The sequence below is a fragment of the Nocardioides sp. Bht2 genome (assembly GCF_047308515.1).
GTDB lineage: Bacteria > Actinomycetota > Actinomycetes > Propionibacteriales > Nocardioidaceae > Nocardioides.
This window is the reverse complement of record NZ_JBLBWI010000004.1, coordinates 45,269-69,374: the sequence shown is the minus strand read 5'-3', so window position 1 is coordinate 69,374 and position 24,106 is coordinate 45,269. Positions and strand designations below refer to the sequence as shown.

Genomic DNA, 24,106 nt, shown 5'->3' with positions numbered 1-24,106 from the left:
GTGACTTCGGCGGGCTATTTCTGCGCCCTCGGGAGCTAGTTCAGGAAGCTCTTGAGGAGTGGGCCGGCGGTGACGGAGCCGGACTGCCCGGTCTCGACGAAGACGGCGACGGCGAGGCCGGGGCGCTGCGCGATCATCCAGGTGTGGGTCGCCAGGGCGCCCGAGTTGTCGGGCTCGCCGTACTCCGCGGTGCCGGTCTTCGCGCCGAGGTCGCCACCGAGGTCGGCGAGGAAACGGCCGGAGCCGGAGGTGACCACTCCGCGCATCAGTGCGCGCAACTGCTTCGCCTCACTGGCGGTCAGCGGCACGGCCGGCTCCTCCTGGGTGACCTCGCGCCCGACGATCAGCCTCGGCAGCACCGTCTTCCCGGCCCGGACCGAGGCAGCCACCGTCGCCATCGCCATCGGTGAGGCGAGCACCTTGCCCTGGCCGATCAGGTCGGCGGCCTTCTCGGTCTTCCCGGCCGGTGCCGGAACCTGACCGAAGTAGGCGGGGAAGCCGAGGTCGTGGTCGACGCCGAGGCCGAGCGCTGCGGCGGCATCGGTCAACGCGTCGTCGGAGAGCTTCGCGTACTGGCCCACGAAGGCGGTGTTGCAGGACTGCGCCACCGCTTCGCGCAACGGGATCCGGCCCAACGAGGCGGCCGGATAGTCGCTGTAGTTCTTGAACCGTTTGCCGTCGACGCTCAGCGTGGCCGGACACTCGACCATGCTGTTCGGTCCCAGCCCTGAGCGGAGCAGCGCCAGCGAGCTCACCACCTTCATCGTGGAGCCGGGCGCATAGCGGCCGAAGGTGGCCGTGTTCTGCCCCGTCGATCCCGGCCCAGACGCGGCTGCGACCAGGTTCCCGGTCGCCGGGTCGATGGCGACGATCGCACTGGCCGGGCCGACGTCGGCCAGGATCTGCTCGGCGCGACGCTGGAGAACGACGTCGAGGGTCAGCGTCAACGGCTCGCCGTCGACCGGCTCGGACTCGTGCAGGACGCGCGGGTCGCCGTCACCGGTCGCGGTGATCCGGGCACCCGGTACGCCGCGCAGCTGCTCGTCGTAGCGGGCCTGAAGGCCACTGATGCCGACCTGATCGCCCGGCTGGACCGCGCCGTCCGACTCCTTGACGATCTCCGCGGTGGCCTCGCCGACCGTGCCCAACAGCGGCAGCGCGAAGTCGCGGGTCGGCGCCAGCGGTTTGGTGGTCCCGATCCCGACAGCGCCGGGGATCGACTCGAACGAGGCCGGAACCAGCTCCCGGGCGTCGTCGGCCCGCAGCGTGAGCGCCTCCACGAACGCCTTGTCACCGGCCGCCTTGGCCCGCTTCACGAATCCCGCGACGTCGACGTCGAGGGCACGCGCGATCTGCCGGGCGCTCGGCGCCACCTGAGCCTTCTTGATCTTGGTCTTGTCGAGGCCGTAGCGGACCACGTCCCGCTCGGTGACGATCGGCGTCTTGCCGCGGCCGAGGATCTCGCCGCGACGGGCGGACTGCCGCGACAGCGCCAACTGCTCGCCGTCGGCCAGACTGGGTTCGACCAGCTCGGGCTCCCAGCGCACCGACCAGGAGTCGCCGTCACGGGTCAGCTGGGCGGTGGTCGCGTAGCTCCACGGCTCTTCGCCGACCTGCCACTGCCAGGCCAACTCGACCTCGGCGGCGTCACCGTCGGTCTCGACCCCGGCCACCTCCACCTCGACCGGCACCGCCTTGAGCGGCGCGATCAGCTCGGCGTACGCCTTCGGGTCGCCGTCGACCTCGACACCTGCGAGGTCCCGCGCCTCGAGCGCGGTGGCCAACCCGGCGGCGTATTCGCGGGCCTGGTCAGCGCCGTCGTCGCTGCACGCGACGAGCACGGAGGCCGAGAGTCCGAGGGCAAGGAGAGCAGCAAGGCGCATGACTCGATCATGACCCACGCCGCTCAATGTGACCTCAGCGCGGCAATTTCGGCCTCAAGTGAGCGCTGAGCTCACATTGAGCGGGGGCGAACCAACCCGTGGTCGTACGCCCACACGATCACCGCGGAGCGGTCCCGCAGGCCGAGCTTGGCGAAGATCCGGCCGACGTGGCTCTTCACGGTCAACTCGCTGATCACCAACTCGGCCGCGATCTCGGAGTTGGTGCGCCCCCGGGCGAGCGCGACCAGCACCTCCCGCTCACGGGTGGTCAACAGCTCCGCCTCGCTCCTGGTGGCGGCCCGCGGCGCCTCGCGGTAGGTGGCCAGCACCCGTCCGGTCACCAACGGGTCGAGCCAGTAGCCTCCGGCCGCGACCACCTCCACGGCTCGGATCAGATCCTCGGCAGGCGAGTCCTTGAGCAGGAAGCCGGCCGCACCGGCCCGCAGCGCCGCGGAGAGCAGTTCGTCGTCGTCGAAGGTGGTCAGCACCAACGCCGGGGGCGCCTGGTCCCGCGCTGCGAGCAGACCCAGCACCTCGATCCCGCTGACCCGCTTCATCCGCAGGTCCAGCACCAGGACGTCGACCTCATGCTCGTCGAGCGTGGCAAGGACCTGGTCGCCGTCGACGCACTCCGCCACCACCTCGAACCCGTCACGCGGCCGCAGGATCCGACGCAGCCCGGAACGGACCAGGTCCTGGTCGTCGACCAGGAGCACGCGTCGCGCACTCACCTCCCCACCTCCTGACGGCGTCGCACGGCGTCACGGTGCTCTGGCACCACCAACTCGACCGCCCAGGTGCCGTCGGTTTCGCCCGTCGTCAAGGTGGCTCCCATCTGCTCGGCGCGGACCCGCATCCCGCGCAGCCCGGCACCACCCGCGCCGGCGGCTGCCTCCGGCGACAATCCGCGGACCCGGTTCCGCACACTGACCCTGACCTCCGGCCCGGTCGCATCGATCGTCAACGAGACCCCGCTCCCCGGCGCGTGCCGCACCGCATTCGTCAGCGACTCCTGAACGATCCGGTACAGGCCGAGACCGGCGGCGTCGTCGAGGGTGCTGAGGTCACCCCGGCTCTGCACCGTCAACGGCACCCCGGCCGCCGCGAAACCGGCGACCAGCACAGGGAGGTCGGTCGCCGTCGGCAACGGCTCGATCACGGCGACGCCGTCGCCCTGGCCGAGCAGTCCCACCGTGCGCCGGATCTCGGCCATCGCCTCCCGGCCGATCTGCTCGGCGTCGCGGAGCGCCGAAATGGCGTCGTCGACGTCGGGCTCCGGGTCGCTGAGCACGCGGCGGGCACCGGTGATGTGCAGCATCGTCACGCTCAACGAGTGCGCCACCAGATCGTGGATCTCGCGCGCGATCCGTTGTCGCTCGGCGAGCGCACTGCGCGCCCGATCCTCTTCCCTGGCTGCGTGTTCGGCAAGCAGCGCACGCATCTGCCACCGAAGCATGACGCCGACCAGGAAGCCGACCAGCGCTTCGAGGGAGTAGACGACGAGGCCGATCTCCCAGGGCAGGCTGACGGCCAGCACGGTGAAGGTGACCAGGCACCCGACGGCGCCGACCTTGGCCCCGTCGGTGGCGGTCACCCCGGCGACCGCGAACGCGAAGGCCGCCGGCGCCAGGTCGTAAGGGCTCTCGTGCGGGTCGGTGAGGATCCACGAGACGCCGACCGCGACCAGGCCCAGGGTGACCCACCAGGGCAGCCAGCGGGTCGTGGAGAACTGGATCAGGTAGGGCGCCAGCACCACCAGCGGCGCCAGCACCAGAAGGTCGCCTTCGGCGAAGACGCCGCGCTGGGTCACCCCGAGCAGTGCGGCGCTGGTGGTCAGCACCGCGCAGGAGACGGCGATCCACCAGGGATAGAAGAGGCCGTGGGCCAGGCTCGCGGACTGGACCGTGTCGCGCCATCGGCGCGCGCTTCGAGCCACTCCTGCCCACATGGGGCTCAGCGTAGAGCGCGGACGGCGCCCCGCGCGTCCATCTGCGGAAGGCTGCTGCACTCCTACCCAGGTAGGAGTCCGATTGCCGACCCACGCACGATGCCGAGCCCAGCGATCCGCCGTAGCGTCGGGGCCATCCACCCCAGGAGGACCGATGCCACGCCTAGAGACCGCCCGGACCTACGGTCGCTGGTTGACCAAGCACGCCGCAGGGCGGGCCCTGTTGCGCCTGCGTGCCAGGCGCGGCGAACTGCTGCCGCTGCTGTTGGTCGACGACGCGGTCGCCGCCGACCCGAGCCCGACCCTGGATGCGATCCGCGACGCCGGCCCTCTGCATCGCGGTGTGCTGCTCGCCTCCACCGCGCGCCACGACGCCGCCAACGCGATCCTGCGCAGCGAGGACTTCGGGGTCGCCGGTGGGCATGGCGAGCTACCGATGGGCGGACGGCGGCTGATGGAGCTGCTCAGCAAGGAGACCCCGGCCGGGCCGTTGGACCCGCCGTCCTTGTTGGCGATCGACCCACCCGACCATGCCCGGATCCGCCGTCAGGTCTCGCGTGCCTTCACCGCCCGGGCGGTGGCACGGCTCTCGGAGCGGGTCGACGAGGTTGCCGACCGGCTGCTCGACGAGCTCGCCCGACGCTCCGGCCCCGTCGACCTGATCGACGACTACGCGGCCTGGCTCCCGCTGGCCGTGATCGCCGACGTGCTGGGCATCGAGGAGCGGGACCACGCCCGGCTCCTCGACCTCGGCAACCGTGCCGCGGTGCTGCTCGACCCCGGCCTGTCGTGGGCCGTCTTCAGCGACGCCGAGGACGCCGTCCACGATCTCCACTCCTGGTTCGACGGGCACCTTGAGCAGCTGCGCCGCAACCCCGGGGACGACATCCTCAGCAGCCTGGTGAGCAGTACCGACACCGACAACCTGGACCACGAAGAACTGCGGACCCTGGCGTTGCTGCTGTTGGGCGCCGGGTTCGAGACGACGGTGAACCTGATCGGGAACGCCGTCGCGCTGCTGGACGCGCACCCGGACCAGCGCGACGCCCTGATCGCCGATCCGTCGGGATGGGCGAACGCCGTCGAGGAGGTGCTGCGGTTCGACCCACCAGTGCAGTCGACGCTGCGCCAGGCCTACGTCGACACCGAGGTCTGCGGCGAGAAGGTAGCGGCCGGCCAAGGCGTCGTGGTGATCCTGGCCGGCGCCAACCGCGACCCTGCCGTCTTCACCGACCCACACCGCTTCGACAGCACCCGCGCCAACGCCGACGCGCACCTCTCGTTCTCCTCCGGCATCCATTTCTGCATGGGCTCCGGGCTGGCTCGACTCGAGGCACAGGTCGCACTCCGCAAGCTCTACGAGCGTTTCCCGGACCTCACCGTGTCCGGCGGTGGCCGACGTCGCAGCACCCGGATCCTCCGCGGCTACGAGACCCTCCCCGTCGCCCTCGCCCAATGTGACCTCAGCGCTGCGATTTCGGCCGAAACTGCGCGCTGAGGTCACATTGAGCTACTCCTTGACCAGCGTGGTGGTCCGCTCCAGTTTGTTCATCAGACGGCGGCCGTAGCCTGTGGCGGCCTCGTCGGGGACGAGGTAGCCGCCGGTCCGGACCGAGAGGGCCAGGGCGTCGTAGGAGACCTGGTCGAGGCGCGACCATTCGATGTCGAAGCGCTCGCGGACGATTGCGGGCAGGCCCCCGGTCAGCACCAGTCGGACCAACGGGGCTCCGGGGATCGAGAGCACCCGGTTGAGCTGGGGCGACATCCCGGCGACCTCGATCTTCTTGACCTTCATCGAGAGCCGGGCGGCCTTGGTCCACTCCAGTTCGTCGCGGCAGATCCGGTCGAACTCTGCCTCGAAGGAGGCGAGGTCCGGCAACGCGGGACGCAGCGAGAGCCCATAACGCGACCACCACTCCAGCGACTCGGCGTAGTAGCGCTCGCGTTCCGCACCGCGGGGCGGCCTCGGGTGGAACCGGTCGGCCGCCGAGAGGAACGCCCAGACGAAGGTCATATGGGTCCACCAGTACACGTCGGGGTCGAGTGCGTGGTAGCGGTTGCCGTGGGCGTCGGTGCCCTTGATGTCGCGGTGGTACTCGCGCACCTTGACGGCGCGCTCCCGGCTGTCCGGGGCGACGATCGAGTTCACGATCCGCGGGATCGAGCGGTAGATCCGGTCGAACGGGTCGGAGAAGAACGCCGAGTGGTCCAGCACCCCGGCACTGACCGCGGGGTGCATCAACTGGAGCACGCCGGCGGAGAAGCCGGTGAACCCGATCCGCGGGTCGGCGGCGAGCCGCCCCAGGACGCAGTCGGGCCCGAGTTCGATCGCCTCGGTCGTGGTCTCGCTCATCCGTGTGCCCCCATCGCGGCTAGGAAGACGCCGGTGGTCTCGGCCACCAGGGCGTCGCGGTCGATCTCGAGTTGTCCGGTGATCCGGGCGGTGACCAGCTCCACGGCGCCGCCGACCAGGAAGACGGCCCGCGGCCGGGAGAGCGTGCCGGCCATCGCCGGCGCGATCAGGTCGAACTGCGCGATCACCAGGTCGGCGTAGTCGAGCAGCATCTTCTGTCGGGTCGCGTTCATCCCGGCATGGCCGGCGCCGACGGCGACCACGCACGCCTTGCGCGGATCGTCGAGGATCACGTCGAAGGCGCCCGCGACACAGGCTTCGATCTGGGCCGCCCAGTCGTCGGCGGCTTCGCGCAGCCCGCGGAGTCCGGCGTCCACGATCTCGGCGCCGACGCTCTCGCAGAGCGCGATCAGCAGATCATCGAGGCTCGGGAAGGACTCGTAGAAGTAGCGCGCGGTGAGCCCGGCGCTGGCGCAGATCGGGCGGACCCCGACGCCGGTCAACCCCTGTTCGGCCAGCACGTCGAGGCCGGCTTCGATCAGGGTCGCGCGCCGCGCCGCCTGCCGTTCGGCGCGCGACTGCCCCGCATATGAGCGGCCAACAGGCTCCGCGTTCGCCATCTTCGCCATCCCGGATCTCGATCTCATCGAACTTGTTGACAACGAACGTTATCACTTTTACGGTCAGTCACAAGAGCGAGATTGAGATCACACCTACTGCCGATCAGGAGGCTCTGCGATGGCGTTACTCGCAGTGCATGAAGCACGTGCCGCAGGGCTCAGCCCGATCCCCGGGGAAGCTGGCCTCCCCCTGCTGGGACGCACCCTGGAGATGGCGACCGGCCGTTGGATGACCGACGACTCCCTCTACGAGAAGCACGGCGGCGTCTACTGGTCGCGCGCGCTCAACCAGACCTTCATCGCCGCCTCACACCCGGACGCCGCGGGCGCCGTCCTGCTCAACAAGGACAAGTCCTTCGCCTCGGGCCCGGGCTGGAGCTTCTTCATCGGCCCGTTCTTCGAACGCGGGCTGATGCTGCTCGACGGCGACGAGCACCGCACCCACCGGCTGATCATGCAGCAGGCGTTCGTCCGCTCCCGCCTGGAGAACTACCTGACCGGGCTGCAGCGCACCATCGACGAGACCATCGCAGCCTGGCCCGAGGGCACCGCGAAGATCAGTCCGCTGGTCCGCAACCTCGGCCTCGACATCGCGGTGCGTACCTTCATGGGGATGGAGACCGGGCCCGAAGCCCGTCAGGTGATGTCCGACTTCGAGACCTGCGTCCGAGCCGGGACCGCGATCGTCCGCTACCCGGTGCCGGGGCTGCGCTGGGCCAAGGGACTCGCCGCCCGCGCGCGGCTCGAGGAGTACCTGACGCCGCTGATCGCCCGCGCCCGCCACCAGGACGACGACACCCTGCTTCACGGGCTCTGTCACGCTCGCGGCGAGAACGGCGAGGAGTTCTCCGACGTCGACGTGCTCAACCACATGATCTTCATGCTGATGGCGGCCCACGACACCTCCACCACCACGATCAGCGTGATGGCCTACTACCTGGCCAAGCACCCCGAATGGCGCGAGCGTTGCCGTGCCGAGTCCGAGGCGCTCGGCGAGAACCCGACCCTCGCCGAGATCGACGAGCTCACTTCGCTCGACCTGGTGATGAAGGAGTCGCTGCGACTCATCCCGCCGGTCCCCGGCGTCGCCCGGATCGCTGTGCGCGACACCGAGATCCTCGGGCACTTCGTCCCCAAGGGAACCAAGGTCAGTGTGCCGATCCAGCACATCCACACCCGCGCCGAACTGTGGCCGGACCCGCACCGGTTCGACCCCGAGCGGTTCTCCCCCGAGCGCCGGGAGGACCAGGTCCACCGGCACGCCTACCTGCCGTTCGGCGCCGGCGTCCACAAGTGCATCGGCATGTTCTTCGGTGGCATGGAGGTCAAGTCCGTGCTGCACAGGATGTTGCTCGACCTCGACTGGTCCGTGCCCGCCGACTACGAGATGCCCGTCGACCGGATCTCACTGCCCAAGCCCAAGGACGGGCTCCCCGTCCAGATCACCCGGAGGAACCGATGAGCGCCCCCGCACTTCCCCAGCACGTCACCCGGGCGCTGCTCGACAAGATCAGCGCCGGGCTCCACGCCGGTCAGGCCGGCCCCGAGACCCACTTCGCGCCGTTCGACGGCAGCACGATCGCCACCCTGCCCACCTGCAGCGAGCTTGAGGTCGCGGACGCCGTCCGCTCGGCACGGATCGCCCAGGCCGGTTGGGCGCAGCGCAGTTTCGCCGAGCGGGCCGAGGTCTTCCTCCGCTTCCACGACCTTCTCGTCGACCGCCAGGACGAGGTCCTCGACCTCATGCAGTGGGAGGTCGGCAAGACCCGCCAGAGCGCCTGGGTCGAGGTCTACATGGTCGCCACCACCGCCCGGCACTACGCTCGCCGCGGCGCGCACTACCTCGCCGACCGCTCGGTGCGGGGCTTCATGCCCGGCCTCACCAAGACCGTCGAGATCCGGGTGCCCAAGGGCGTCGTCGGGATCATCTCGCCGTGGAACTTCCCGCTCTACCTCTCGGTCGCCGACGCGATCCCCGCCCTCCTCGCGGGCAACGCCGTCGTCGCCAAGCCGGATGCGCAGACACCGCTCACCCTGCTGTGGGCCCGCGACCTGATGATCGAGGCCGGCCTGCCGGCAGAGGTCTTCGGCGTGGTGGCCGGGCCGGGGCCGGTGGTCGGGATGGCGCTGGTCGACAACGTCGACTACATCGGTTTCACCGGCTCGACGGCGACCGGTCGGCTGATCGGGGCGCGCGCCGGCGAACGCCTGATCGGCTGCTCGCTGGAGCTCGGCGGCAAGAACCCGATGGTGGTCCGCGCCGACGCCGACGTGGACCGCGCGGTCGACGGCCTCGCCGAGGCGGCCTTCATGAACTCCGGCCAGATGTGTGTGCACGTGGAACGGGCGATCATCGACGACGCCATCTACGACACCTTCCGCGAGCGGCTGATCGCCCGCGTGCAGAAGCTGACGCTGGGCCAGGCCTGGGACTACTCCAGCGACCTCGGCCCGCTGGTCTCGGCCAAGCAGCTCAACTCGGTGACCCGGCACGTCCAGAACGCCGTCGACGGCGGTGCGAAGGTGCTGATCGGCGGCACCGCGCGCCCCGAGATCGGGCCGTTCGCCTACGCACCGACCGTGCTGGAGGGTGTCACGCCGCAGATGGAGGCCTACGGCACGGAGACCTTCGGTCCGGTGCTCTCCCTCTACCGGGCCGGCTCCGACGACGAAGCCCTGGCCCTCGCCAACGAAGGCAACTACGGCCTCTCGGCGAGTGTCTACTCGCGCAACAGCGAGGCTGCCGATCGGATCGCGCGCGGTATCCGCGCCGGGTCGGTCAACATCAACGACGGCTTCGCCGCCGCGATCGGCTCGATCGAGGCCTCGATGGGCGGGATGGGCGACAGCGGTCTCGGTCGCCGTCAGGGCCCCGACGGCATCCGCAAGTACACCGAACCGCAGACCATCGCGAACCAGCGTCTGCTGCCGGCCGGAGTGCCGCCGTTCCTCTCCTCGGCGGCCTTCATCAAGATCTCGAACGGTCAGCTGCGGCTGCTGAAGAAGATGGGAGCACGCTGATGAGCACGCTCAGCGGACAGGTCGTCGCGATCACCGGTGCCGGCCGCGGCATCGGACTCTGCATCGCCCGGGCACTCGTCGCACGAGGCGCGCGGGTCGCCCTCGCCGACGTCGACGCGGCGGCGTTGGACTCCGCCGGAGCGGAGGTGGGCGCGGCGCTGACCGCCGTCCTCGACGTCACCGATGCCGACGCCTTCGACGCGTTCCTCGCGCAGGTCGAGGCCGAGGTCGGGCCGCTGGACGCCCTGGTCAACAACGCCGGGATCATGCCGACCGGCTCCCTGTTGGAAGAGTCGGATGCGACCACCCGACGGGTGCTCGAGGTCAACGTGGTCGGGATGATGTTCGGCACCAAGAAGGCGCTCGCCCGGATGGTGCCGCGCGGGCGTGGCCACGTGGTCAACCTGGCCTCGACGATGGGTCTGGTGCCGGTGCCGGGCCTGGCCACCTACAACGCCTCCAAGGCCGCGATGGTGATGTACGGCGAGGCGCTGGCAGCCGAGTTCGAAGGCTCCGGCGTCGCGATCACCACGGTGCTGCCGAGCGCGGTCAACACCGACCTGTGCTCGGGCCTCGACACCACCGCCCAGTTCCCGGTCCCGTTCAGCGACCGGACCGTGAAGATCGCCTCGATGATCGAGCCCGAGGACGTCGCGACCGCAGTCGCCGAGGCGTTGGAGTCGGGCCGCTCTGAGCCGCGTCTGGTGGTGCCGCGCTCGCTGGGCCGGATGCTGCGGATGCAGGACTTCTGGCCGCTGCGGGTCAAGCGCCGCTTCGCCAAGTTCAGCGGCATCGACGACCAGATCCTGACCCGCACCGACGACACCGCACGCAAGGAGTACCTGGAGCGGGTCACCGAGTAGCGATGAGTTGAGCCCCGTTGCCTGGTCTGTCCTGTATCCGAATCCGGCCATCAGGAGCAGACCATGCAACGGATCATCCCGAACCTCTGGTTCAACCACGAAGCAGCCCAGGCAGCGCAGTTCTACGCCGACATCTTCGGCGGCAAGGTGCTCTCAACCTTCGGCGAAGGGCCGACCAACCCCGATGGCGAGAAGCAGCCGCTGACCGCCGAGTGGGAGGTGCTCGGCATGCGGTTCGTCGGGATCAACGGAGGCACGGATGCCGAGGGCAACCCGGTCTTCGTGCCCAACGAGGCGTTCTCCCTGGAGATCGATTTCGACGACCAGACCGAGCTCGAACGGGTCTGGCACGCCTTGATCGGCGACGCCGGCGCACCCAGTGAGTGCGGCTGGCTCAAGGACCACTACGGATACGCCTGGCAGTTGGTTCCGACGGTGCTGATGGAGTGCCTCCAGGGTCCCGACGCAGCAGGCGCGGAACGGGCCTGGAAGGTGATGATGGAGACCAGCAAGGTGCCGTTGGACGGCAACAAACTCCGGGCCGCCTACGCCGGACAGTGAACCGAGCGGCGCCTCCTCAGCGGGGGACCCGCCGGCCGTGCACCTCGGCGAACTGCTGATACCCGATCGGGTTGCTGAACTCGCCGAGGATCACCGTCACCCGCTTGCCACGGCAGCGGAGCACGATCCGGTCGTCGGCGATCTCCTCGACCTCGCCACGCACGATCACCTCGTCGTGCTCCAACTCGGTCAACTCCTCCGGCGGCTTGCACCGGACGACGTCGCCCAGCGCCAGCACCTCGAGCTGAGCGTTGCGCCGTGACCACAGCATCAGCGCCATCATGGCGAGCACGGTGACGTTGCCGGCCGCCGTGATGATCACCGCGATCATGCTGCCGGTCGGTCGGGCCACCGGGCGGTTGGCGTCGACGTTGCCGGGCAGGTACTCGACCTCCAAGGTGTCGGTACGCTCCGCCGTCCGGTACCCCTCGGCGGTCACCTCGCTGGTGAACTCGTCGACGCCGGCCTCGACGTCGTCGGCGAACCGCCAGGTGACGTAGAACTTCTGGTTCTCGCCGTGCTCCGGGACGGCCTTGACGGAGACCACCTCGGCCGAGGTGGTGAGCCCGTCGGTATCGAGTCGCTGGTTGGTCCACAGATAGTGGCCCAGTGGCAGGTTGATCAGGATCAGCACGGGGACGATCGCCCACGGCCACCAGCGCATCGACTTCACCGCCACATTGAACCGTAGATGCGCCGGGTATTCTCGCTGTTCGTGCCGTGGATCCCGACTGTCGTTCTCGCCTGCGCCCTGATCGCCATCGGCGTCGCCGCCATCGCGGTCGCCACCGTTCCCGCGCTCTCCCGCGCCGAACAAGGCGTCCGGTGGGCGATGAAGGGTGGCCAAGTAGCGATCGCCCTCTTCGTCCTCTACGACGTGATCACCCTGCTTCAAGGCCACAAGGCGGACGAAGGGATGACCCACGCCGGCTATGCGATCGCCGCGGTCGGCGTCCCGGTGCTGCTGTTGACGCGGCACACGCCACCGGCCGATCCCGAGGACCCGGACGCCGAGGTCGTCGTCGACCCGCCGCACCTGTTCGTGGTGGCGGTCGCCGCCTTCGCCGCGGCGGTGCTGGTGATCCGGCTCCAGCAGACCTGGTGAGCACGGTGCGCACCCCGGGTCGTCAACTGTTGATCGCGGTCTACGCGGTCTTCGCGGTCGCGGCCGGCGCTCGCAGCGCCGTCCAGATCGCGACCAAGTTCGATGAGGCCCCGCTGGCCTACCTGCTGTCGGCGTTCGCGGCCGCGGTCTATCTCGTGGCGACCGTCGCGCTGCGCTGGACCGGGCCTCGGGCCCGCGCCATCGCCTGGACCGCGATCGGAATCGAGATGGCCGGGGTGGTGATCGTCGGCGCGCTCACCGTCTTCGACGACAAGCTCTTCCCCGACGCCACGGTCTGGTCCGACTTCGGCGCCGGCTACGGGTACGTCCCGTTGGTGCTGCCGATCGTCGGGCTGTGGTGGCTGGCGCGCGAGCGACGCCGTCAGCCCGCGTAAATGCCGCAGGACGTCATACGTTGTGAGGGAGCGGGTGCTCCCTCCGCATGACGTCCCGCGGGGTGGTTCGGTGGCTCAGGAAAGCGCGGCGATAGCGGCGTCGTAGTCGGGCTCGGTGGTGATCTCGGGGACCAGCTGCGAGTGGACGACGGTGCCGTTCTCGTCGAGGACGACGACCGAGCGGGCCAGCAGGCCGGCCAGCGGACCGTCGGTCATGGTGACGCCGAAGTCCTCACCGAAGCTGGAGCGGAACGCCGAGCCGACCTGGACGTTCTCGATGCCCTCGGCGCCGCAGAAGCGGGCCTGAGCGAACGGCAGGTCCTTGCTGACGTTCACCACGACGGTGTTGTCGAGGCCCGCGGCGAGCTCGTTGAACTTGCGCACGCTGGCGGCGCAGATGCCGGTGTCGACGCTCGGGAAGATGTTGAGGACGGTGCGCCCGGCGCGGCCCTCGGAGGTCAGCGCGGAGAGACCCTCGCCGACCAGCTCGTAGGTGGGCGCAGAGGCGCCGACGGCCGGCAGTTCGCCGGTGGTGTTCACAGGGTTGCCCTTGAATGCAGTGGTAGCCATGCCTCTATTCCTACACGTATCGGCCAGCGCGCGGAGCGCGTGCCACCAGATGAAAGGCGAACGGCGCCGTCAGAACCGACGGCGCCGCCCACTTGGACCTACTTCTCAGCCGCTCAGGCGACCGGGCTCTTCTCGAGCTCGAGGTTCGGGTCGCCCCACACCTTGGGCTCACGACCGAAGACCTCGTGCAGCAGCGGCATGAACTCCTCCAGCGGCAGCGTGTCGTAGTCCGGGTCGAAGGAGACCGCGTCCCAGGCCGCACAGAAGTGGGCGCAGGAGTCGAAGTACTCGGAGTCCCGGTACCGCTCGCGGGAGTCGGTCGGGATGCCCATCGCCTCGCCGTAGTGGTAGGTCTGGAAGACACCGTGGTGCTTGACCACCCACCATGCCTCCTCCGAGGCGAAGGGGCGCAGGATCGCGGCGGCGACCTCGCTGTGGTTGTCCGGCGAGAGGTCGTCGGCGATGTCGTGCAGCAGCGCGGCCACGATCATGTCGGTCTCCGCGCCCTCACGCAGTGCGCGGGTCGCGCTCTGCAGGGAGTGGGTGTAGCGGTCCACCCGGTAGCCGTAGGTGTGTCCCTTCATCGCCTCCAGCTGGCGGACCAGGTTCGGGACCAGGTTCTCCTTGCGGTGACGAGCGGCCTCGCTGGCGATCAGCTGGATCTCCTCCGGCGTCGCGTCGTCCATGCTGGTGAAGTTCACCATCTCCATCGTCATCGTCTATGACTCCTTCTGTTGTTCACTCGCGTCAGGTCTGTTCAGTTCAAGGTCAGCGGGGTCTGGTCGCGCAGGGCACGCGGGATCGGGCTCGGCACCGCGGCCAGCAGATCGCGGGTGTACTCCTCACGGGGGTTGCGCAACACCTCGGCGACGGGACCCTGCTCGACGACGCGGCCGCGCTTCATCACCAGGACGTCATCGGCGATCACCTCGACCAACGCGAGGTGGTGGGTGATGAAGAGCAGGGCGAGACCGAACTCCTGCTGCATCTGGGTCAGCAGTTCCAGGACCTGCGCCTGCACCGAGACGTCCAGCGCCGCGGTGGGCTCGTCACAGACGATGAAGTCGGGCTCCACGATCAGCGCACGGGCGATCGCCACGCGCTGCAGCTGACCGCCCGACAGCTCCACCGGGAACCGGCGCAGGAACCGTGAGCCGAGTCCGACCCGGTCGAGCATCTCGGCGACCTTGGCCTCGCGCTCGGCCCGCGACGCCAGGTCGTGGACGACGAGCGGCTCACCGATCGACTCGGCGATGCTCATCCGCGGGTTGAGGCAGCTGTACGGGTCTTGGAAGACCATCTGCATCCGACGCCGCATCTGCCGCATCGCATCCGAGCTCTGGGCGCGTAGATCCACACCGTCGAAGGTGATCGTGCCCTCATCGGGCTCGATCAGCCGGAGCACCAACCGCCCGACCGTGGACTTGCCGGCACCCGACTCACCGACGACGGCGACCGAGCGGCCCTTGGTGACCGTGAACGAGACGTCGTCGACCGCCTTGGTGGCGACCTTGCCGCGTCCCAGCGAGAGCCGGGAGCTCCCGCCGAAGGACTTGCCCAGGCCGCGGACCTCCAGGAGCGCGTTCATGCCGTGATCCCTTCCAGGACGAGGTCTGCGGTACGACGGCAGCGCGTGGCTCGGCCGTCGGTGAGCTCGGTCAGCACCGGGTGCGCCTCGGCGCAGGCGGCCTCGCGGTAGTTGCACCGCTCGGCGAAGCGGCAGGTCCCCGAGAGGGTGCCCGGCGGCGGGATCGTGCCTGGGATGGCACGCAGCGGCTCGCCGCGGCCGAGCGCGGGGATCGAACACAACAGGCCAGCGGTGTAGGGGTGTGCCGGCTTGCTGAACAGATCGGCGATCGGCCCCTGCTCGACGACTTCACCGGCGTACATCACGACGACCCGGTCGGCGACGTCGGCCACCACGCCGAGGTCGTGGCTGATGAAGAGCACCGAGAGGTCGGTCTCGCTCTGCACCTTGCGCAACAGCTCCAGGACCAGCGCCTGCACCGTGACGTCGAGCGCGGTGGTCGGTTCGTCGGCGATCAGCACGGACGGATTGCTGCACAGGGCTGCGGCGATCGCGAGCCGTTGCGCCATGCCACCGCTGAACTGGTGCGGATAGTCGCGGGCCCGGCGCTCCGGGTCCGGGATACCGACCGCGTCGAGCATCTCGATGGCGCGCGCCCAGGCGGCCTTGCGGCCCATCCCCTGGTGCACGCGGGCCACCTCGGCCACCTGCTCACCGGCGGTGAAGGCAGGGTTCAGGCTGCGCAGGGGGTTCTGGAAGATCATCGAGACCTCGGAGCCACGGAGCTTGCGCAGCTCGCGCTCCGGAAGTCCGACGAGCTCGCGGCCCCGGAACCTGATCGAGCCTTCGGCGATCCGGCCACCCTTGCGACCGGCCAGACCGAGCACAGCGGTCGCCGAGACCGTCTTGCCGGAGCCCGATTCGCCAACCAGGGCAAGGGTTTCCCCGGCGTTGAGGGTGAAGCTCACGTCCTCCACGACGCGGGTCCAGCGACGTCCGCTGCCGTATTCGAGGGTGAGGCCCTCCACCTCGAGCAGAGGTGGAGCGGACGTCGTCTTCTCAGTCATCGTCGTTCTTTCCGGTAGCAACGAGCGCACGGCGCATCCCCTCACCCAGCAGGGTGAAGGCCAAGACCACGCTGAAGATCATCAAGCCGGGCAGCCACACCATGTTGGGTGCGATCGTCATCGTCTGCGCCGAGGTGCTGAGCATCGAACCCCAGCTCGCGGTGGGTGCTTCGACGCCGAGACCGAGGAAGCTCAGGCTGGCCTCGGCGCTGACGGCGACACCGAGGGCGACCGACACCTGGACCAGGATCGCGGGCACCACGTTCGGCATCACGTGCTTGAAGACGACCCGGGTCGGCTTGCAGCCGATCGAGATCGAGGACTCGATGTAGGTCTCGCCCATCACCTCTTGGGTGGCGGCACGGGTGACCCGGAAGAACTGCGGGGCGAAGATCAGACCGACCGCAGCCATCGCGTTGGTCAGGCCGGGGCCGAGGACGGCGACGATGGTGAGCGCCAGGATCAGGCCGGGGATCGACATCAGGCCGTCGAAGATCCGGGAGAGGGCGGCGTCGACGATGCCCTTGCGGTAGCCCGCGACCAGGCCGGTCGGGACACCGATCAGAACACTGACTCCGACCGCCACAGCCGAAGCCTGCAAGGTGACGCGGGTTCCGTAGATCAGTCGGCTGAGCACGTCGCGGCCGTAGTCGTCGGTGCCCAGTACGTGGTCACCGCCCCACGGCTGGAGACGCTGCATCAGCTGTTGCGCGTTGGGGTCGTGGCTGGCCAGGACCGGCGCGAAGACGGCGGCCAACACGATCAGGAAGAGGTAGACGAACGCCACCGCAGCGAGGGGTTCGGAGCGGACGAAGCCACGGAGCCGACCGCGTCCGGGAGTGATGGTGGCGCTCTGCGCAGCCTGCGTACTCATGCGCGCACCTTCGGGTTGAAGTAGCCGTAGGAGATGTCGACCAACAGGTTGATCACCAGGACGATCAGGGTGGTCAGCGCGACCAGGCCGAGCAGCACCGGGATGTCGCGCGAGAGCACGCTGTTGACCGCGAGCCGACCGATGCCGGGGAGGTCGAAGACGCTCTCGATGGCGACCGTGCCACCGAGCACCTGGGCGAACCGGTAGGCGAAGACGGTGGTCACCGGGACGGCCGCGTTCTTGGCCGCGTGCTTGCCCAGCACCCGAGGACGGGAGAGGCCGCGGGCCTCGGCGTTGGTGATGTAGTCGAGCTTCAACACCGTGGCCAACGCCTGACGGAACTGCATGGTCACCTCGGCCATCGGCAACAGGGCCAGGGCGATGGCCGGCAACAGCAGGTGGGAGAGCCACGGCCAGAGTCCGGCCGCGAGCGGCTCGTAACCGATCGAGGGGAACCAGCTGAGATTCACCGAGAAGATGAGGACCAGCACCAGTGCCACCCAGAAGGGCGGGAGCGCGATAGCTCCGGAGGCCAGTGCGGTGATCACCCGGTCCGCGAGACGGCCGTGCCGGAGCGCGGCCACCATGCCGGCGGCGAGGCCGACCACCAAGGTGATCACCATCGACACCGCGACCAGGGAGATGGTGACGGGCAGTCGGTCACCGATCACTTCCGTGACCGACTGCCCGTTCGCGAGCGAGGAGCCCAGATCGGCTTGTACCGCAGAGGTGAACCAACTGAAGTAACGCGTCAACAGGGGTTCGTCCAGGCCGAGCATCACGCGGATCTCCGCGATCCGCTCAGCCGTGGGGTTCTCGCCGGCGATGGCCGCGGCCGGATCGCCCGGAGCCAGGTCCACCAGCGCGAAGACGCAGAAGGTGACGGCTACGAGGATCGGGAGCGCGACGGCCAGCCGACGCAATGCATACAGAGTCATGATCTGTTCCTGCTCAACTCACCTAGCGGGGATTACTTGACCTTGCCGATGTCGCGGTAGCTCGGGAAGCCGCTGCGGACCCACGGCAGGTTCGGAACGTTGGCGATCTTGTCGTTACGCACCCACACCTGCTCGCCCCAGAGGACGGGGACCCAGACGTCGTTCTCCGCCATCACGTTCCAGATCTCGTGGTACTTCGCGCCACGCTCCTCGATCGACTTGGTCGGGTCGGCCGCTTCGGCGACGAGGTTGCCGAAGAGGTCGCCGTGGCCGCGGGCCGCGTTGAAACCGGAGGTGACGTAGTAGTCCATCGTGCTGGCCGGGTCCGGTGCCGGGGAGGCGTTGATGACCTGGGCGTCGAGCTCGCCGCGGCGGTACATGTCGTCGATCTGAGCGAACGGGATCGACTGCAGGTTGACCTTGATGCCGACCTTGCCGAGCTGGTCCTGGAGCGCCTGAGCGACCGGCTCAGCGGTGGAACCGGTGGCGGCGGCGATGGTGATCTCCGCACCGCCGGCCTCCTCGACGAGCTTCTTGGCGGCGTCAGCGTCGTAGCTGCGGGTGGCCGACATCGCGTCGTCGTGGGCCCAGAAGCCCTCGGCGTAGAACTGGTTCGCAGCGGTGGCGTTGCCTGCGAAGAGGCCCTCGACGATCTCTTCGCGGTTCACCGCGAGGCCGATCGCCTTGCGGATCTCCGGCTTCTTGAGGTCGCCGCGTTCGGCGTTCATCATCACCATGACCGGGGTGGCTTGGCTGATCAGGTCGCCTTCGAAGGCGCCACGGTCGACGAGAGCCAGCGACTCCTGGACCGGGGAGGCACCCGAGATCTGGGCGACGTCGAGGTCACCGGTCTGCACGCCGTTGATCCGCGCTGCCTGGTCGACGACGGTGCGCATGACCAGCTTCTTGGCGTAGGCGGTCTCCTTGTTCCAGTAGTTCTCGCTGCGCTCGAGGACGACTTCCTGGCCCGAGGTGACCTGGACCGGGATGTAGGGGCCGGAGCCCGCGGTGCCCGGGTTGGTGGCCAGCTCAGCGCCACGCGAGGTGAACGCCTTCGGGCTGACCATCATCCCGGCGTTGAGCGCGAAGACGGCCGGCAGCTCGGCACCGAGGCCCTTCTTCAGATCCAGCCGAACGGTGTAGTCGTCGACGACGACGACCTTCTCGATCGGGGCCAGCGGGGCCACCAGGGCGCTGCCCTGCAGGGTCTTGCCGCGGTTGATGTTCGCCTCGACGACCTTGGCGTCGAACTTGGTGCCGTCGTTGAAGGTGACGTCGTCACGGAGCTTCAGGGTCAGCGACGAGCCGTCCTTCGCGTACTCCCACGAGGTCGCCAGCATCGGCTGCACCTGGTAGTTGGAGTCCATCTGGGTCAGCGAGTCGTAGATCAGGAACGTGAAGGTGTTCTGACCGATGTTGTTCTGCAGCGCCGGGTCCAAGATGTTGGACGGCGACGGCGTGCCGACGGTGATCGTCGCGGTGCGGTCGAAGCTCGACGGGTCCGCGGCTGCGGCCGGGCTACCGGTGGAGCCGCCCTTGTCGTCGGACTTGCTGGAACCGCATGCGGACAGCGGTGCGATCAACAGCGCGCCGGCGAGAATCGCCGCGGCCGATCGCCTCTTGGTGGTGGAAGTCAACATCTCAGGTGGGCCAACCCTTCAACTCTGCCCGCGCCCATGCGCAGGGGTCAGTCGCGGATGGGGATACCCCCACCCACGGACACGGCGCACGTCCCGAACTCCCCATCGGGTGACGCGCGTCACCCGCTGAAGGTATGAGGTTTCGGTACCTGAAAGCAAGTTTTTGGACGAATCTTTTAATCAATTATTTGGAAGTTCAGGCGGGTTAGGACGCCCTAAGCCGCGTTCGTTGGTCGCAATGTTCCATATAATCAAGGGACAAAACCGACATCAGGCAGCCGGGTTCAGCCGTCGCTGAGCCGGCGGCCAGGGTGGCTGGCCGCGGCGCTCGGGAGCCGAACGAACCGAGGCAGCGGCTCAGCCGAGAAGAGGGCGTCATGCCGCCGGAGCGGGACGCGACGCGGCCGGCCCGAGGCGGGCCGACGCGGGCCGACGCGGGCAGGTCCAGAGATCCCAGAACCCGGTTCGCGCGAGCCATGTCGCGCCCGAACCGGGGCATGAAAAAAGCCCCCACTGGTCGCGTTAACTTGGGAGGGAGTGAACCAGTGGGGGCTGCCCCACACGCGAAGTTACGGGCCAGTTCAGGGCGGGACAAGCCCCTTCAGGGAGATCGAAAAAGATAGTTCGATTTTTGCTAACGCGCGTGACAACTTTCGAGCTGGCAGCGCCGATCAGGCGGCCGTCCAGCCCCGCCTCAATGTGACCTCAGCGCCCTCGATCAGGGGAGAATCGCGCGCTGAGGTCACACTGAGTGGGTCAGCCCAGCGTCAGGAAGCTGGACGTGAAGGTGTTGCCCGGGTCGCCCGGGCCATCGGCGAAGATCGCTCGCACCTCGACCGTGCGGTGGGCGGTACAGCCGCCTGCCGAGCAGACCGGGTCGACCACGTGCCCGTACACAGAGTCGACCTGCCCACCCTCGATGGTGATCGGCAGCCAGTCACCGTTGTCGAAGCGCGCCTCGTAGCTCTGCGCACCGTCGGCCGCCATGAGGAAGACGTAGCTCCAGAACGTGCCCATCGAGTAGTAGTGCTCGGCGCGGTAGACCGTCGGCCCGGGCTGAGCGATCACGACCTGGTTGCTGGTCGCGGCGGCGCCGGTACCGAGCCAGTTGCGCGCCCGCAGCTGATAGGTGTGGGTGCCAGGCGTCTGGTCGGCCAGCACCACCGAGCCCTGGGCGACGGTAGCGGTCACCCACTCACCGTCGTCGGTCTTCACCTCGTAGCCCATGATCCAGGCGCCTCCGTCGGACGGCGCCTCGAAGGTGAGCGTCACGGTGCGGTCCTGTGCGGCGGCCACCAGGTTCCCCGGGGCACCCGGCACATCGAGGACCGTCGTGCTCAGCGATTCGGACGGCGCGCCGCCACCCACCCGGTTGACCGCGCGGACCCGGATCGTGATCTCGGACCCCGGGGTGAGGTCCCAGATCCGGCCTCGGATCAGGTCGTCGCCGCAGTCCCCGGCGCAGCGCTCGGCGACGGCTCGGGCCGGCATCGACTGGACGGCGCTCCAGCCGTTGCCGCTGTTCACCTGGTAGCCGGTGATCGGCGCTCCGCCGTCACTGATCGGGGCGCGGAACGAGTAGCCCACCCCACCCTGCTCGCCGTAGAGACCGACCAGGGTCGGCGCTCCCGGCGTGGTCGCCTGCGGCGCAGCCGGCTTGGCACGCGTCAGCTCGATCACCACGCGCCGGTTCAGCTTCCGCTGCGCGACCTTGCCGCCGACGACGGCCGGCCTGGTCGAGCCGAAGCCCACCGAGCTCTGGCTCAGACCGCGGCGCAGGGAGACCAGCTGTCCACAGACGGCAGCCGCACGGCGCTTGGACAGCGTCCGGTTCCGCACCTTCGAGCCGGTGAAGTCGGTGTATCCCTCGCACCGGATGCTGGCGGCGTCGGTCAGCGAGCCGTTGAAGGTCGCCAACTGGCGCTTCGCGGCCGGGGTCAGCTTCGCCGAGTTCCTGGTGAAGAGGCCGTCGCCGTCGAGGGTGACCGCCTGCCCCTTCTCCAGCTGGTGGCCGGTGGCGGTGCGGATCGGAACGGCCAGGGCGCCGTCCTGGGTGCGGTAGACGGCGCGCGTCTCGCGGAGCTTGCCGCGGTACTTGGCGGGCTTGGCCGGCACGGCGATCTGCGCCTTGCGCTGAGCGGGGGTGCGCGGGTCGACGAACCACTCGACGACGGGCACAGCCGATTGCGCGCGCTCGGTGGCGGTCGAGGGCGCGGCTACCGCGCCGGTGCTGAGGGAGGCCGTGACGGCGACTGCCATCCCGGCGACGGCAGCGGTCATCGCCACCGTCTTTCCAAAGAGAGTGCGTGACATGAGAAGCCAATCGGTGGGGATCAGGAAGGCGGTCGCCGAGCCAGTCCGCCGTACCTCACCATCGGCCCGCCGAATCCGCACCTGAGACCGGCCTAGATGACCCCCGCTCCACGAGACGTCTGGTGCCGTGGAGCAGGGCCCGGGTCACGAAGAGAGGAGGTCGACGATCGCGCCGTAGCCGCGTTGCCGGGCGTGCTGCAAGGGAGTGACCCCGTCCTTGTCGGCGATCGACGGGTCGGCGCCCGCTGCCAGCAGCAACCGCACGATCTCGACATAGTCGGCACTGCCGTCGCCGAGGATGATCGCCTCCAGCATCGACGTCCAGCCGAGGTTGTTGACGTGGTCCAGATCGACGTCGGTCTTCGCCACCCGCCGGATGTAGTCGACGTGGCCGCGCTCGCCCGCCGGGATCGGCGACAGACCGCCGTACCGGTTGACGATCGTGAGATCCGGGTTGGCCGGCAGCAACGCCTCCAGCATCGCCACGCTTCCGGTCACGCCGGTCACCAGCCACGGGGTGTCGTGCCGGTCGTCGAGCGCGTCGGGGTCGGCACCCATCGCCACCAGCAGCCGAGCCACCTCGACATGGTCGAAGGTGCTCGCCAGCAGCAACGCGGTGCGCCGGTTGCCGTCCCGCGTCTCGAGGTCGGCGCCGGCACGCAGCGCCACCGCGACGGCGTCGGGGTCGCCACTCTCGGCGGCCCGCAGCAGCGCGGCGTCGGGGTTGGCCGGGGGCTTGGCAGTGGTCACGGTCTCCAGGATCCTCTCCAGTCGGTCGTACCCGCAGCTGCGGGCCATCTGCAACGGCGTCAGGCCCGCGGACGACGACACCCGGTCCAGCTCCACACCGCCGGCGACCAGCGCCCGCACGGTGGTCGCGTAGGTGGCGGTGTCCTTGCCGAGCCAGACCGCTTCGTGGATCGCCTGGTAGCCGATCCGGTTCACGTGGTTGCGCGAGATCCCGGCCTGCAACAGCTCCCCGACGATCAGGCCGTGGCCACGTTCGGCGGCCCGGATCAGGCCGGTGCCGTTCCAGCTGTCCTTGTCGTTGATCCGGGCGCCGTTGCGCAGGGTGAGCCGGAGCAGCTCGAGGTACCCCTCGCTGGTGGCGATCAGGTACGCCGACTGCTGGGTCTCGTCCTGGGCGTTGACGTCGGCGCCCCGGCGGACCAACCGTCGCGCCTCAGCGACGTCGTTGGCCCACGCTGCGTCGCGGAGCTGCTGGTCGAGCTGAGCCTGCGGCACTTGCTTCCGCTGGTCGTCGTCGGTGGCCGGGGCGGAGCTCGTCGGTGAGCTGGCCGGTGAGCTGGCCGGTGAGCTGGCCGCGCTCTGGTCGGCGCTCTGGTCCGGGTTCGCCGGCCCCGAACCCCCGCCCGCGCAGGCCGTCAGGGCCAACGCGAGCGGGAGTGCGATCGCGAGTCGTTTCATCGGCTCGGGTCGGTGATGACTTGGTAGGGACCGGACGCCACCGCCTCGTCGAACTTGCTGTCCACGTAGAGGATCCGGCCGCGGAGCTCCTTGGCTGTGGTCAGCACGCGGTCGGCCGAGGTCGGCCGCTGGCCCAGCGTGACCAGGCGGCTACCGTCGGCGGAGACCCGCAGAGTGGCGATCATCTTGCTGAAGTTTCGCACCACCGTGAGCTGATTGCCACGGCGCACCAGGCCGTCGGCGTTGACCAGGTCGGTGTCGGTAGCGATCTCGCGGACGGCGCCGGTACGGCTGTCGAAGCGCCACATCCGACCGACGTTGCCCTGCGCGACCACGAAGCCGCTGCGGTCCGCGGAGAGCACGATGCCGCCCAGGTTGAAGCCATCCTTGCGCTCGATCACCTTGCTGGCATCGGCCCACAGGGTCGCCTGCCAGCCGCCCCGGCCCGGCGCGACGCGGAAGATCTGGGCGTCGTTGGAGTTGGTGAAGTAGGCGGCGCCGTCGCGACCGATGGCGACGTCGTTGAGGAAGACATCGTTGCCCGGCGCCCGGAGCGCGGCGAGCAGCTTGCCCTTCGCGTCGTAGACCCACAGGTCGGGGCGGCCGGTGCCGATGCCGTTCGGACCGCCGGCCACATAGACCCGGCCCTGGGCGTCGACGGTGATGCCACGGGCGGTGTAGCGACCGTCTGTGCCGTCGCCGGCGATCCACTCCTTGGTCCGGGCGGAGTTCACCGAGCCGCGGTGGATCTCGCCGCCGGTGACCTCGCTGACGTAGAAGAGCCCGCGCCGCTGGTCGGCACCGATCCCTTCGAACTTGGAGCCCACGGGGCTGTCGGCGTCGCCCTGGAGCAGATACGTCGCGGGGCGCCCCGACGAGTGCCCCGAGTGCGCGGATGCGGTGGCCGCACCCGCCAGGCCGGCCGAGGCGACGATGGAGGCGGTGAGCAGGATCCTGGTCAGGTGGTGTCGGTTCATGGCAACAGCCTCCGCCGGGCGC

General features: G+C 69.2%; 23 protein-coding genes. 7 read left to right on the top strand and 16 right to left on the bottom strand.

Annotation, left to right across the window (positions count from 1 at the left end; translation table 11 throughout):
- Positions 1-35 precede the first annotated feature (35 nt).
- The 3 genes from ACLM5J_RS08055 to ACLM5J_RS08045 form a co-directional block, all read right to left on the bottom strand.
- Positions 36-1,883, bottom strand: coding sequence for a penicillin-binding transpeptidase domain-containing protein (locus tag ACLM5J_RS08055; RefSeq protein WP_413655706.1), 1,848 nt, complete (start codon positions 1,881-1,883; stop codon positions 36-38).
- 71 nt (positions 1,884-1,954) lie between these two features.
- A complete protein-coding gene (locus ACLM5J_RS08050; RefSeq protein WP_413655704.1) occupies positions 1,955-2,614 on the bottom strand; it encodes a response regulator in 660 nt (219 codons plus the stop codon).
- Positions 2,611-3,831: a sensor histidine kinase gene (locus ACLM5J_RS08045; protein ID WP_413655702.1), complete on the bottom strand. Its 1,221-nt coding sequence runs from the start codon at positions 3,829-3,831 to the stop codon at positions 2,611-2,613. The genes ACLM5J_RS08050 and ACLM5J_RS08045 overlap by 4 nt, the downstream gene beginning before the upstream one ends.
- Before the next feature lie 154 nt (positions 3,832-3,985).
- Between ACLM5J_RS08045 and ACLM5J_RS08040 the strand changes: the two genes are divergently transcribed.
- Positions 3,986-5,329, top strand: coding sequence for a cytochrome P450 (locus ACLM5J_RS08040; protein ID WP_413655700.1), 1,344 nt, complete (start codon positions 3,986-3,988; stop codon positions 5,327-5,329).
- Between the two features lie 12 nt (positions 5,330-5,341).
- Here ACLM5J_RS08040 and ACLM5J_RS08035 read toward each other — a convergent pair whose 3' ends face one another.
- A complete protein-coding gene (locus ACLM5J_RS08035) occupies positions 5,342-6,184 on the bottom strand; it encodes an oxygenase MpaB family protein (RefSeq protein WP_413655698.1) in 843 nt (280 codons plus the stop codon).
- Complete coding sequence (locus ACLM5J_RS08030; RefSeq protein ID WP_413655696.1) at positions 6,181-6,831, bottom strand: TetR/AcrR family transcriptional regulator; 651 nt, start codon at positions 6,829-6,831, stop codon at positions 6,181-6,183. The genes ACLM5J_RS08035 and ACLM5J_RS08030 overlap by 4 nt, the downstream gene beginning before the upstream one ends.
- A 91-nt stretch (positions 6,832-6,922) precedes the next feature.
- Here ACLM5J_RS08030 and ACLM5J_RS08025 point away from each other — a divergent pair, with 91 nt between their 5' ends.
- From ACLM5J_RS08025 to ACLM5J_RS08010, 4 genes are all read left to right on the top strand, one after another.
- A complete protein-coding gene (locus ACLM5J_RS08025; protein ID WP_413655694.1) occupies positions 6,923-8,266 on the top strand; it encodes a cytochrome P450 in 1,344 nt (447 codons plus the stop codon).
- Positions 8,263-9,825: a succinic semialdehyde dehydrogenase gene (locus ACLM5J_RS08020; RefSeq protein WP_413655692.1), complete on the top strand. Its 1,563-nt coding sequence runs from the start codon at positions 8,263-8,265 to the stop codon at positions 9,823-9,825. Before ACLM5J_RS08025 ends, ACLM5J_RS08020 begins: the two co-directional genes overlap by 4 nt.
- The gene (locus ACLM5J_RS08015) at positions 9,825-10,688 is read left to right on the top strand and encodes an SDR family NAD(P)-dependent oxidoreductase (protein WP_413655690.1); all 864 of its coding nucleotides are present in this window, start codon (positions 9,825-9,827) and stop codon (positions 10,686-10,688) included. The genes ACLM5J_RS08020 and ACLM5J_RS08015 overlap by 1 nt, the downstream gene beginning before the upstream one ends.
- 63 nt (positions 10,689-10,751) lie before the next feature.
- A complete protein-coding gene (locus tag ACLM5J_RS08010; protein WP_413655688.1) occupies positions 10,752-11,249 on the top strand; it encodes a VOC family protein in 498 nt (165 codons plus the stop codon).
- Positions 11,250-11,265: 16 nt separating this feature from the next.
- Here the strand turns inward: ACLM5J_RS08010 and ACLM5J_RS08005 are convergent, their stop codons facing one another.
- Positions 11,266-11,922: a hypothetical protein gene (locus ACLM5J_RS08005; protein ID WP_413655686.1), complete on the bottom strand. Its 657-nt coding sequence runs from the start codon at positions 11,920-11,922 to the stop codon at positions 11,266-11,268.
- A gap of 42 nt (positions 11,923-11,964) precedes the next feature.
- Here ACLM5J_RS08005 and ACLM5J_RS08000 point away from each other — a divergent pair, with 42 nt between their 5' ends.
- Positions 11,965-12,354 carry a hypothetical protein gene (locus tag ACLM5J_RS08000; RefSeq protein WP_413655684.1) on the top strand — a complete coding sequence of 130 codons (390 nt, stop codon included), beginning with the start codon at positions 11,965-11,967 and terminating at the stop codon, positions 12,352-12,354.
- Entirely contained in the window at positions 12,351-12,749 is a 399-nt protein-coding gene (locus ACLM5J_RS07995; protein WP_413655682.1) for a hypothetical protein, read from the top strand. The genes ACLM5J_RS08000 and ACLM5J_RS07995 overlap by 4 nt, the downstream gene beginning before the upstream one ends.
- 75 nt (positions 12,750-12,824) lie before the next feature.
- Here ACLM5J_RS07995 and tpx read toward each other — a convergent pair whose 3' ends face one another.
- The 10 genes from tpx to ACLM5J_RS07945 form a co-directional block, all read right to left on the bottom strand.
- On the bottom strand, positions 12,825-13,319 hold the full coding sequence (gene tpx / locus ACLM5J_RS07990) for a thiol peroxidase (RefSeq protein WP_413655680.1): 495 nt from the start codon (positions 13,317-13,319) through the stop codon (positions 12,825-12,827).
- Positions 13,320-13,432: 113 nt separating this feature from the next.
- Complete coding sequence (locus tag ACLM5J_RS07985) at positions 13,433-14,035, bottom strand: HD domain-containing protein (RefSeq protein ID WP_413655678.1); 603 nt, start codon at positions 14,033-14,035, stop codon at positions 13,433-13,435.
- 41 nt (positions 14,036-14,076) lie between these two features.
- Entirely contained in the window at positions 14,077-14,907 is an 831-nt protein-coding gene (locus tag ACLM5J_RS07980; protein WP_413655676.1) for an ATP-binding cassette domain-containing protein, read from the bottom strand.
- On the bottom strand, positions 14,904-15,914 hold the full coding sequence (locus ACLM5J_RS07975) for an ABC transporter ATP-binding protein (protein ID WP_413655674.1): 1,011 nt from the start codon (positions 15,912-15,914) through the stop codon (positions 14,904-14,906). Before ACLM5J_RS07975 ends, ACLM5J_RS07980 begins: the two co-directional genes overlap by 4 nt.
- Positions 15,907-16,788: an ABC transporter permease gene (locus ACLM5J_RS07970; protein WP_413655673.1), complete on the bottom strand. Its 882-nt coding sequence runs from the start codon at positions 16,786-16,788 to the stop codon at positions 15,907-15,909. The genes ACLM5J_RS07975 and ACLM5J_RS07970 overlap by 8 nt, the downstream gene beginning before the upstream one ends.
- The gene (locus ACLM5J_RS07965; RefSeq protein ID WP_413655671.1) at positions 16,785-17,726 is read right to left on the bottom strand and encodes an ABC transporter permease; all 942 of its coding nucleotides are present in this window, start codon (positions 17,724-17,726) and stop codon (positions 16,785-16,787) included. The genes ACLM5J_RS07970 and ACLM5J_RS07965 overlap by 4 nt, the downstream gene beginning before the upstream one ends.
- Before the next feature lie 32 nt (positions 17,727-17,758).
- Positions 17,759-19,366, bottom strand: a complete 1,608-nt coding sequence (locus tag ACLM5J_RS07960) for an ABC transporter substrate-binding protein (RefSeq protein ID WP_413655669.1) — start codon at positions 19,364-19,366, stop codon at positions 17,759-17,761.
- Positions 19,367-20,122: 756 nt separating this feature from the next.
- Complete coding sequence (locus tag ACLM5J_RS07955) at positions 20,123-21,679, bottom strand: OmpA family protein (protein WP_413655668.1); 1,557 nt, start codon at positions 21,677-21,679, stop codon at positions 20,123-20,125.
- Positions 21,680-21,823: 144 nt separating this feature from the next.
- Positions 21,824-23,107 (bottom strand): ankyrin repeat domain-containing protein, encoded by a 1,284-nt coding sequence (locus ACLM5J_RS07950; RefSeq protein ID WP_413655666.1) that lies wholly within the window; start codon positions 23,105-23,107, stop codon positions 21,824-21,826.
- Positions 23,104-24,084: an SMP-30/gluconolactonase/LRE family protein gene (locus tag ACLM5J_RS07945; protein ID WP_413655665.1), complete on the bottom strand. Its 981-nt coding sequence runs from the start codon at positions 24,082-24,084 to the stop codon at positions 23,104-23,106. The genes ACLM5J_RS07950 and ACLM5J_RS07945 overlap by 4 nt, the downstream gene beginning before the upstream one ends.
- Positions 24,085-24,106: the final 22 nt, after the last annotated feature.

Bases quoted from the DNA above. Each gene is read 5' to 3' on its own strand.
- ACLM5J_RS07980 (WP_413655676.1), bottom strand. From the start codon at position 14,907: ATGAACGCGCTCCTGGAGGTCCGCGGCCTGGGCAAGTCCTTCGGCGGG.
- ACLM5J_RS08030 (WP_413655696.1), bottom strand. From the start codon at position 6,831: ATGAGATCGAGATCCGGGATGGCGAAGATGGCGAACGCGGAGCCTGTT.
- tpx (WP_413655680.1), bottom strand. From the start codon at position 13,319: ATGGCTACCACTGCATTCAAGGGCAACCCTGTGAACACCACCGGCGAA.
- ACLM5J_RS07975 (WP_413655674.1), bottom strand. From the start codon at position 15,914: ATGACTGAGAAGACGACGTCCGCTCCACCTCTGCTCGAGGTGGAGGGC.
- ACLM5J_RS07955 (WP_413655668.1), bottom strand. From the start codon at position 21,679: ATGTCACGCACTCTCTTTGGAAAGACGGTGGCGATGACCGCTGCCGTC.
- ACLM5J_RS08015 (WP_413655690.1), top strand. From the start codon at position 9,825: ATGAGCACGCTCAGCGGACAGGTCGTCGCGATCACCGGTGCCGGCCGC.
- ACLM5J_RS08020 (WP_413655692.1), top strand. From the start codon at position 8,263: ATGAGCGCCCCCGCACTTCCCCAGCACGTCACCCGGGCGCTGCTCGAC.
- ACLM5J_RS07970 (WP_413655673.1), bottom strand. From the start codon at position 16,788: ATGAGTACGCAGGCTGCGCAGAGCGCCACCATCACTCCCGGACGCGGT.
- ACLM5J_RS07945 (WP_413655665.1), bottom strand. From the start codon at position 24,084: ATGAACCGACACCACCTGACCAGGATCCTGCTCACCGCCTCCATCGTC.
- ACLM5J_RS08055 (WP_413655706.1), bottom strand. From the start codon at position 1,883: ATGCGCCTTGCTGCTCTCCTTGCCCTCGGACTCTCGGCCTCCGTGCTC.
- ACLM5J_RS08040 (WP_413655700.1), top strand. From the start codon at position 3,986: ATGCCACGCCTAGAGACCGCCCGGACCTACGGTCGCTGGTTGACCAAG.
- ACLM5J_RS07950 (WP_413655666.1), bottom strand. From the start codon at position 23,107: ATGAAACGACTCGCGATCGCACTCCCGCTCGCGTTGGCCCTGACGGCC.
- ACLM5J_RS08025 (WP_413655694.1), top strand. From the start codon at position 6,923: ATGGCGTTACTCGCAGTGCATGAAGCACGTGCCGCAGGGCTCAGCCCG.
- ACLM5J_RS08045 (WP_413655702.1), bottom strand. From the start codon at position 3,831: ATGTGGGCAGGAGTGGCTCGAAGCGCGCGCCGATGGCGCGACACGGTC.
- ACLM5J_RS08035 (WP_413655698.1), bottom strand. From the start codon at position 6,184: ATGAGCGAGACCACGACCGAGGCGATCGAACTCGGGCCCGACTGCGTC.
- ACLM5J_RS07960 (WP_413655669.1), bottom strand. From the start codon at position 19,366: ATGTTGACTTCCACCACCAAGAGGCGATCGGCCGCGGCGATTCTCGCC.
- ACLM5J_RS07985 (WP_413655678.1), bottom strand. From the start codon at position 14,035: ATGACGATGGAGATGGTGAACTTCACCAGCATGGACGACGCGACGCCG.
- ACLM5J_RS08010 (WP_413655688.1), top strand. From the start codon at position 10,752: ATGCAACGGATCATCCCGAACCTCTGGTTCAACCACGAAGCAGCCCAG.
- ACLM5J_RS07965 (WP_413655671.1), bottom strand. From the start codon at position 17,726: ATGACTCTGTATGCATTGCGTCGGCTGGCCGTCGCGCTCCCGATCCTC.